This is a genomic window from Micromonospora maritima (genome assembly GCF_902825405.1).
GTDB lineage: Bacteria > Actinomycetota > Actinomycetes > Mycobacteriales > Micromonosporaceae > Micromonospora > Micromonospora maritima.
Genome location: NZ_CADEAU010000201.1, coordinates 1 through 9,423, shown reverse-complemented (window position 1 = coordinate 9,423; position 9,423 = coordinate 1). Strand labels below are relative to the sequence as shown.

The following is a 9,423-nucleotide window of genomic DNA, read 5'->3' as shown; positions in this document are numbered from 1 at the left end:
CGTACACCCCCAACGCGCACGCCCGCGCGTTGGCCGGCGCCTCCCACCGCACCGTCGGCGTCATCTGCCACGACGTCACCGACCCCTACTTCGCCGCCGCCGCCGTTAGCCCAGGTCGACCCGGATCAGGTTGGTGCCCCGGGTGGTGAACAGCGTGCGTACGCCGTCGCCGACCACCTCCGGAGCGCCGAACCAGGACTGGTCGAGCCCGTCGGCCAGCACCGTGAGCGACGGTTCACCACGGCCGACCCGTACCGCCCACAACCGCGTCCCGTCGGTGCCGAAGATCCGCTCGTCGACCACGGCGAGCTTGCCGCCGACCGCGCCGACGTCGATCCGCCAGAACACCTTGCGGGTACGCGGGTCCAGCGCGAACAGCTCCCCGTCCCGGGTCACCCCGACGAGCACCCGGCCGACCAGTTTCAGATCGACGATCACCTCGCCGGACGTGGGTTCGACCAGCCAGGCCAGGCGCCGCGTACGGTGGTCGAAGTAGCCGAGCTTGGCGCGGGTCGTCGTCGGGGTGGTGCCGTAGCCGTTGATGATGCTGCCGCCGAGGAACACGCCGTGCGGATCCGGGCAGAGCGACTGGACCGTCTGGTCCGGCAGGATCCCCCGCCAGGTACGCGATTCCCGCCCGTCGAAGACGGTGAGGGCGCCCTCCCAACGGCCGTAGTCCGGCTCGGTGGCCATCAGCACCAGGCCGCGACGCCGGTCGACCACCAGGGACGTCGGGCGGGTCTGCTCCTCGGCGGGATCCACCCGGGCGACCTCGGTCGCCACCCGGCCGCCGACCGGCAGGGTGAGGTACCGGGCCAGCGTGTAGACACCCATGTGCGTCACCCCGCGCCAGGTGTCCATGTCCTTGGCCTCACCCCCGAAGGGCACCCGGTAGGTGTCGAAGGCGGGTGTCGGCGCGGTCGAGACGACCTGGACGCCGAGCGTGCCGCCGACGACGATCCGGTCACCGGCATAGCTCAGCGACATGGGTCGCTCCGGAGTGGGCGCCAGCTCCGGGGAGCTCATGTCGAGCGCCTCGGTGGTGCGGGTCGTCAGGTCGTAGACGATGCCCCCGGCGGTCTGCACGGCCCAGAGCCGGCCGTCGTCGAGGAAGCCGAGCCGGACGTTGGACGCCTCGGCGACCGGCACGCCGACCAGGGTCGGTGCGGTGTCGCCGAGGGTGAAGCGGTACAGCGAGCCGGAGGGGCGGGTGGTGTAGAAGACCTCGTCGCCGCGGCTGGTGATGCCGACGACGAACGAGTCGCCTGGCGTGGACAGGATCTGGTAGCGGCTGTGGTCGCGGGTGTCCACGACGAGGATCTCGGCGGTGGGCGAGATCCCGACCACGAGGTGGTCACCGGCCAGATGGCAGACCGCGCCGAAGGTCCGGCCGCGGAGTTCGTCCGGGAGGATGTCCGTGCGCGTCGCGGTGGCGCGGTCGTAGGCGACCAGCCCGGCGCGGGACCCGATGCCGCAGTAGACGGTCGTCCCCGTCGCGACCAGGTCGCGGACGTAGGTGTCGTCCGGATCCATCCGACCGTGGTCGGTAGCCCGGCCGGTGGCCGGGTCGTACTCCCACAGCCGGGCCGACGGGTACGTGCCGACGAAGACCTTGCCGTCCGGCGACGCCTTGACACTCCACCCGACCTCCTGTCGCAGGTCGAGCACCTGCGCGACCTCGAGGGTGACCGTGTCCACCTTGAACAGCAGACCCGGGGTGTACGAGCTGACGAAGAGGTCGGTGCCGACCGCGTCGATGCCCCACAGACCGGGCACCCCGGGGATCAGCGCCGTCTTCGTGATCCGACGCTCGGTCAGGTCGTAGGCCGCGACCCGAGTGGGCAGGATCTGCCGGGTGGCGAACCAGATCTCGTTGCCCACGCGGACGCCGTTGCCGAAGTTCAGCACCCGCGAGGCGGGGCCGAGATCACTGATCACGACGTCGAGCGGGCCCCCGCTGCCCGACGGCGGAGATGCGTGCGCCGCCTGAGGAAATACGGCTCCTACCGTTACCGCTCCAAGCCCAGCGAGCGCCGCCCGTCGTGACACAACTCCCGACATAGTTGCCCCTTCACCGAGTCGATCGCGACACCGGCGCCATTACGGGCCGGGCCGTTAATAGACCAGACCCTAAAGTCGGGCACCTTCCCCGTCAACGCCGCCGACCTCGTCGGCAGGCCTCAGGCACCGACCGGGACAACCGGACGAGCCGCGGCGGCGATGGCACCGCCCGGCGTCGGTCGCCCCCGGGGAGAGCCGTCACCGTTGCCGGGGCGCACCCGCCACGCCGCGCGCCGGTTGCGCCGCCACCTGCCGTTCGCTCCGGCGGCGGCCGGCGCCGGGGCGGAAACCTAGCCCTCGGCTCCGGAACCTCCCAGTCGGGCCAGCCGGCCGGCGACGTCGGCGGGAAGGCCACGCGTGTCGCCGTGTGTCGTCAGGACGAGCCGCAACGACCCGGCGTGCGTGACGACGCCGAGGATGCGCTCGTCGCGGACCTGCGTCGTCATCGTCGGCCCCCAGATCGCGACGGCGGAGGAACTGTCGGGCTCGGACGTACCCAGGTTGGTGATCTCCAGGTCGGCGGCCGTGGCGGCGAGCATCGCCGCCTCCGCCTGCGAGGCGTCGGCGGGTTCGAGCGACCCCAGCATCAGAGCCGCCTGCCGGGCGCCGGCCCGTGCGGCCCGCAGTTGCGCCGTCGCGTCCTTCGCCAGGGACCAGAGCGTGCTCTGCGCGGGTGCGCGCAGCACCACGGCCGTCGCCGTGAAGCGGTTCACCACGTCGTCCTCGAGATCGAGCGCGGAGCGGAGGTCGACGGGAACGTTGACGCGGATGCTCTCGGCCCCGGTGAGCGCGGAGAGCGCCTGCGCCGCCGCGGCACAGATCGCGCCCTGGACGGTCGACCCGTTGGCTCGGGCGGTGGAGCGAAGGTGTGCGGTCGTCGCGGGGTCGAGTTCGGCGGTCTCGATGCTCGGCGCCGCGGCGTCGAACGGACGGACCGTGGCGACAGCCGGCTCCGCCGGAGGACCCGGGGTGTGATCGGTCGGCCGCTCCGTCCCGGGTAGGCGTTCGAGCAGGCTCTCCTGGTCGAGGGGCACCGGCCGGGCCGGGAGCGTCCGAGCGTCGAGGATCGCGAGGAGGTCGTGCGCGGCGCGGAGCGCGCCGCGTCCGTCGGTGATCTGGTGGGAGAACGTCAGGACGACGGCGCTCCCCCGGCCGTCTGGTGCGTCGCCCACGAGCGTCGCGCGCGCCAGCGGGCTCCCGTCGGCGTCGACGGGACGGGTCTGCTCCTGCGCCGCCGCTTCGCGCCAGTCGACCCCGCTGACGTGCCGGACCCCGATGGGCTCGGTCGACTCACGGAAGGCCGGGCGGTCGCCGCTGCGGTCGATGCCGACGGCGAGCAGGGGGTGCGTCCGCTGGAGTTGGGCGAGCGCGCGCTCCAGTCGGTGCGCCGAGACGGGCGAGGCGAGTTCGACGACGAGCGAGAACTGTACCGGGTTGCGACTGATGTAGAGGTCGATGACGTGCTCGAACGCCCCCAACGGACGCACGATCGGGTGTGCTGGAGAGTGGCGCATGTCTTCCTTCGTGTCGGTGTGCCGATTGGTGTGGCCGCGCTCGGTGCTCGGACTGCCCGGCCGGTCGGGCAGGACCCGACCCTGACAGTGATCCGGGACGCCGTCGAAGACAGAAGCCGGGGGACTCATGCCGATCGGGCATCAACGGCGTGGGGAGGGCAGCCCGGCGTGTTCACGGGCGTGACGGGCCGCTTCGTGGCCGCCCGCCACGTCCGGAGCCCACCCCGGTGGGTCCGGTCAGAGTCGACAGCGTTGGCCTTGCGCGGGGACCTTCAGATCGATGAGGTAGGCGGTGAAGGCGGCGTTGACGCAGGGGTTGACCCCCTCCTGCGCCACGGTGTGCCGCGCACCCTCGACGGTGAGCACCGTACCGCCGATCTCGTCGGCGAGGACCTTGCCGGCGGCGTACGGGGTGGCCGGGTCGCCGGTGACGGAGATGATCAGCGTGTCGGGCAGGCCCTCGACGTCCTGCGCGTACGGGATGCCGAGGCTGGGCTCGCCGGGCCAGGATTCGCACGCGTCCCGGGTGACCCCGTCCACGTTCCTGCCGGTGTCGACGAACGGGCTGGTCCGGGCGATGTCGGCGCGCAGCCGGGCTTCCTGCTCGGGTGTGCGGCGTACCTCGTCGTTGCAGTTGACGGCGAGGTTGGCCTCGAGGAAGTTGGTCCACACACCGGAGGGATCCCGACCACCGAACACGTCGCCGACCTTGAGGATCTGCGACCCGTCGCCCCGCTTGAGCTGCGTGAGGCCCTTGATGATCGTCGGCCAGGCCTCGGGATAGTAGAGGCCGGCGGTGACGCCGCCGGTGGCCTGGTTGAAGGTGAGCGTGCGCCCCTTCCCGGCGGGGACGGGCTCGTCGATCAGTGGCTGGACCAGCTTCTGGAAGACCTCCGTGGCCCGGGCCGGGTCGGTGCCGAGCGGGCAGTCCCGGCTGGTGGCACAGGAGGCCGCCAGCCTCTCGAAGTTCTGCTGGAAGCCGGCCTGCTGGGTGAGCCGCCGCTGCGGGTTCTGCAGGGTGGGGTCCGTCACGCCGTCCAGCACCATGGCCCGCACGTTCCCGCCGAACATCTCGGCGTAGACCGCGCCGAGGCGGGTGCCGTAGCTCTGCCCGGCGAACGTCAGCTTCTCGTCACCCAGCGCCGACCGCAGGACGTCCACGTCCCGGGCGACGTTACGGGTGCCGACCGCCGCCAGGATCTCCGCTCCGCCCGAGCCCTTCGCGCAGCGCTCCGCCAGCCGCTCGGTGTCCTGCGCGGTCCACTGCCCCGCGGACGCCAGCAGGGTGGTCTGGTCCTCGCCGCGATCGCGTTCGGCGTCGGTGAAGCAGCTGATCGCGGGCGTCGACGACCCGACACCGCGCGGATCGAATCCCACCACGTCGAAACGTTGCAGCAGTGGGCTCTTCGCGTACGCGACGCTGAAGGTCGTCGCCTGGGTCATCCCCGAACCGCCCGGACCGCCCGGGTTGAGCACCAGCGAGCCGATCCGCTGCCCCGGAGCGCCCTGGGCGGGGAGCCGGAGCACCGCCACCTGGATGGTCCGGCCCTTCGGGTCCCGGTAGTCCAGCGGCACCTTCAGCCGCGCGCACTCGAAGGGCGCGACATACTGCTTCTTCTCCCCCGGCGTGCTGCCGTAGCCCGCGCACGAGCCGAACGACAGCTTCTGCCCGTAGTACGCCTCCAGCCCGGCAGCGGACGGCCCCGGCTCGGACTCCGCCGTGGTCGGGGTGCCGGTGCAGGCAGCCGACAAGGCGAGCACCGCTGCCGCGCCGAACGCGACGCCGGCGCGAGCGGTGGTACGCCGGCGAGCGGGTGAGGCGGGCCGGTCCACGGGTGGACCGGGGTCGAGCAGGGCCATCTGAGCCTCCGGGTCGTTTCGTGCTGCACCTCTGCGGCCTCGACGAGACACCCGGCCGTAGCGGCACACTCAACCCCGCCCGGGTGTGATCTGTCCGACGACGTCCGGAGACGAGCCGCCGACAGGTGCCCGACGTCTGCCGTGCCGCGTTGACTGTGCCCCGAGGGCACAGGTTCGCATGGGTGCGAACCCGTTGAACGCGGGTCGGACAGGAGATGAGAATGTCGCGAAGACGTGCAACGGCCCTGGTGGGGACGCTGGGACTGGTCGGAGCGCTGGTCGCGGTGATTCCGGCGACGGCCGGCGAGTCGCCCGCGGAGCGGGCGGCGACGAGGGCTCCGCAGTGGACGGCGTGCCCGAAGGACGTGGTGGTGCCCCCGACGGTGACGCTGCCGGTGCAGTGCGCGACGGTGCCCGTTCCGTTGGACTACCAGGATCCGGACGGCGCCCGGATCGAGCTGATGGTGTCGCGGATCGCGAGCACGAAACCGGAGAAGCGGCGCGGCGTACTGATGTTCAACCCGGGCGGTCCGGGCGGCACCGGGCTGGACCAGCCGGCCTTCCTGGTCTCGAAGGGCCTGCCGACCGGCGTCACGGACGCCTACGACCTGATCGGCATGGACACCCGGGGCGTCGGGCACTCGTCGCCGGTGAGCTGCGGTTTCACCGCCGATGACGCCTACTGGGCCAACATCCCGCCGTACGCGCCCGACGACGCCGCCGTGGTCCGGCAGGCCGACATCGCCCGGGACGTCGCCGAACGCTGCGCGGCCCACGACACCGAGGACCGGCTGCGCCACCTCACGACCGCGAACATGGCCCGCGACCTGGATCGGATCCGCGCCGCGCTGGGCGAGGAGAAGGCCAGCTTCTACGGGGCGTCCTACGGTTCGGCGCTCGGCGCCGCGTACACCTCGATGTTCCCGGCCACCACCGACCGGGTCGTGCTGGACAGCATCGTCGGCGACACCCACCTCGACCGGGCCGGGCTGCGCCGGTTCGCGCTCGGCATGGAGCAGACGTTCCCCGACTTCGCGGCGTGGGCGGCGAAGCGGCACGAGTCCTACGGCCTGGGCCGCACCCCGCAGCAGGTACGCCGGACCTATCTCACCATCGCCGAGCGGCTCGACAAGACGCCCGCCCCGGACGGGCTCACCGGTGCCGTCCTCCGGCAGATCACCTTCGGCTCCCTCTACAACCAGATCCAGTACCCGAGCCTCGCGCGGATCTGGCAGACCTACCTGAACCCCGGCGAGGCGCCGCGGGCGAAGGCGGCGACCGCTGCCAACCCGCAGGACAACGCCCTCACCGTGTTCCTCGCCGTCACCTGCAACGACGTCGCGTGGCCCGAGGACGTGGACACCTACCGTCGGGCGGTCGCGCAGGACCGCAAGCGGTTCCCGCTGTTCGGCGCGGCCAGCGCCAACATCACCCCCTGCGCCTTCTGGAAGCACGAGCCGACGCAGCCGCCGGTCGCGGTGAACGACGAGGGGCCGCGCAACGTGCTGATCCTGCAGAACCGGCACGACCCGGTCACCCCGTTCGCCGGCGGCAGGCTGCTGCGGGAGACGTTCGACGCGCGCTCCCGGCTGGTCACCGTCGACGGGAGCGGGCACGGCGTCTACGTGCTCGGTGGCAACGCCTGCGCGCTGAACCTCACCACGTCGTACCTGGTGGACGGCACGATGCCGGCCGGCGACCGGGCCTGCCGGCGCGGCTGACGTTCACCGTGCCCCCGGGGCACGGTGTGCGATGGCCGCATGCGCATCGGGGGCGGCTGGAGGAGCCCGAACGGGCGGCCAACGGCTACAAGCGGTACGGGATCCGGCATCTCGTCCGGCTGCTGCGGATCCGTCGCCTGGTGGACCTGGGCGTGTCGCTCGCCGACACCGCCGTGGCGCAGGAGTCGGTCGAGGGCGCGGAACAGACGTTCCGCGCCCTCGACGTCGAACTGGCGGCCAGCATCGAGCGCCAACAGCGGATCCGCGCGGAACTGGCCGCGATCCTGCGGCAGATGGGCGGGCCGGCCGGGTTCGTCTACTCGACCGTCCCGGTGATCGTGTTCGTCACGGCCGACGCGTTCCTGCCGCTGCCGGCCGCTGTCGGTGTCGCGGTCGCGACCGGGCTGGCGTTGTCCGTCGTGCGGTGGCTGCGCGGCGCGCGTCTCGTCGCGGCCGCGCCTGACCGGGCACGGTCCACCGGCGCCCGCCGGTCGGTGCCGTCGGTCAGTCAGGCGGTTCGGACAGCAGGCGGTGGGTGCGCCGCAGGACGTCCAACTGCGCCGGGTTGTAGAGCTCCGCCAGGGCCTTGCTGACCGCCTGCTGCACGTAGTGCGCGCTGTACCGGGTGCCGTCGTTCGTGATCCGCACTCCGGGGTTGTCCGCGAGCAGCGCGCGTACATAGGGGGCCAGGTCCCGCGCCACGGCCGCGCGGGTCGGCTCGTCCGCGTCCGCGGGAAGCGTGTCGAACCGCCCGGCGACCGGGTCGGTGACGGGCTTGCCCAGCATGTCCGCCCAGGCCCGCATGGTGTCGGTGCCGAGTACCCGGGTCAGCACGACGATGAACGAACGGTCGGCCGGCGGCATCGTCGACACGACACCGGGTGCGGCGAAGCCGGCCGGCAGTTCCGCCGGTGTGGGCTGCCGCAGGATGGCGCCGAGTTCGAGGCGGGCCCGCTGGAGCCGTTCGATGGTCGCCGCGAGTTCGGCGTCGAGGGCACGCAGGGCCGCCACGGGCTGCTCGTCGGTGTCCTGCATGGTCGCGATCTGCGACAGCGAGAACCCCAGCTCCGTCAGGCGCCTGATGCGCAGGATCCGGACGAGGTGAGCAACCCCGTACTGCTTGTAGCCGTTGGCACGCCGGGCTGGTTCGGCCAGCAGCCCGACGTCGTGGTAGTGGCGTACCGCCCGCAGCGTGGTGCCGGCGAGTTGGGCGATCTCCCGGGTGCTCCAGCCCACTGCGCACCTCCGTTCGATGGTGTCCGGCGCCGGCCGTCAGAGCCGTCCCGGGGCGTGGAACACCAGGTCGGGGTCGTACCGCTTCTTGGCGGAGAGCAGGCGCTCGGCGTTCGGCCCGAACGTTGCGGCGGTGCGCTCGGCATCGCCCGGACCGAGCAGGTTGGGATAACCGCCCGGAAGCCGGTCGGTCTTGCGGACCCAGGCCCGGTGTCGGTCCACGGCGGGGTCTCCGGGTTCCCAGACCGCGATGGTCTCGACCATCAGGTGCGGGTTCCGGTTGCGGAACGCGGTGGCGTCGGCGGGGACGCGAGCGGCTGCGCCGTGCAGGCTGTGCAGCGAGATCGCCGACAGCGGCGAGGTCTTGGCGGCCGCGGCGCCGAGCAGGATCTCCTGGACCGTACGGTCGAGTCCGGTGACCGTACGCGCCCCGATCTCGACGTGGCGGCCCGCCGGGAACATCGCGTCGATCTGTGCGAGCTGGTCGGTCATCGTGGTCGGGCCGAACTGCGCCGTCAGCGGCTCGCCGAGCTCGGTGAGCCGTTGCAGCACCTTGGTCCCGACCTCGGGGTCGCCGCACCAGGTGGGCGCGACGAACAGCGTCGGGTCACCGGTCGGGGCGGTGATGAAGCCGGCCTGCACGGTGAGCTCGTCCGGCCCGCGCAGCAGCGACTCCTCCAGCTCCGGCAGCACGTCGAAGCCGAACATGAACATCCCGGCCAGGATCGTCGGGACCGCGTGCAACCGGATCCGCATCGAGGTGACGACGCCGAAGTTGCCGCCACCGCCGCGCAGGGCCCAGAGCAACTCGGGATCGTGCTCCTCGTCCGCGGTGACCGACGTGCCGTCGGCGAGCACCACGTCGGCGGAGAGCAGGTTGTCGGCGGCAAGGCCGAACCGGCCGCTCAGTGGCCCGTAGCCACCGCCGAGCGTCAGGCCGGCCATGCCGACCGAACCGGCCGTCCCGGTGGCCGCGACCAGGCCGGCGCGCTGCGCGGCCGCGGCCACGTCGGCGGAGGTGGCGCCACCGGCCA

General features: G+C 72.4%; 7 protein-coding genes. 2 read left to right on the top strand and 5 right to left on the bottom strand.

Going from position 1 to position 9,423, the window contains the following annotated elements; genetic code table 11:
* Positions 1-105: 105 nt before the first annotated feature.
* The 3 genes from HUW36_RS18255 to HUW36_RS18245 form a co-directional block, all read right to left on the bottom strand.
* On the bottom strand, positions 106-1,938 hold the full coding sequence (locus tag HUW36_RS18255) for a PQQ-binding-like beta-propeller repeat protein (RefSeq protein WP_174529281.1): 1,833 nt from the start codon (positions 1,936-1,938) through the stop codon (positions 106-108).
* 413 nt (positions 1,939-2,351) lie between these two features.
* Positions 2,352-3,539 carry a phthiocerol/phthiodiolone dimycocerosyl transferase family protein gene (locus HUW36_RS18250; protein ID WP_174529280.1) on the bottom strand — a complete coding sequence of 396 codons (1,188 nt, stop codon included), beginning with the start codon at positions 3,537-3,539 and terminating at the stop codon, positions 2,352-2,354.
* Between the two features lie 273 nt (positions 3,540-3,812).
* Positions 3,813-5,435 (bottom strand): alpha/beta fold hydrolase, encoded by a 1,623-nt coding sequence (locus HUW36_RS18245; RefSeq protein ID WP_174529279.1) that lies wholly within the window; start codon positions 5,433-5,435, stop codon positions 3,813-3,815.
* A gap of 221 nt (positions 5,436-5,656) precedes the next feature.
* Between HUW36_RS18245 and HUW36_RS18240 the strand changes: the two genes are divergently transcribed.
* The gene (locus tag HUW36_RS18240) at positions 5,657-7,156 is read left to right on the top strand and encodes an alpha/beta hydrolase (protein ID WP_174529278.1); all 1,500 of its coding nucleotides are present in this window, start codon (positions 5,657-5,659) and stop codon (positions 7,154-7,156) included.
* Between the two features lie 26 nt (positions 7,157-7,182).
* Positions 7,183-7,749 (top strand): DUF3159 domain-containing protein, encoded by a 567-nt coding sequence (locus tag HUW36_RS34105; protein ID WP_217428832.1) that lies wholly within the window; start codon positions 7,183-7,185, stop codon positions 7,747-7,749.
* Here HUW36_RS34105 and HUW36_RS18230 read toward each other — a convergent pair.
* Entirely contained in the window at positions 7,661-8,392 is a 732-nt protein-coding gene (locus HUW36_RS18230; protein ID WP_174529277.1) for a MerR family transcriptional regulator, read from the bottom strand. The genes HUW36_RS34105 and HUW36_RS18230 overlap by 89 nt on opposite strands.
* Positions 8,393-8,428: 36 nt before the next feature.
* Positions 8,429-9,423 (bottom strand): FAD-binding oxidoreductase (locus tag HUW36_RS18225; RefSeq protein WP_174529276.1); only part of this gene is annotated, 995 nt, incomplete at its 5' end.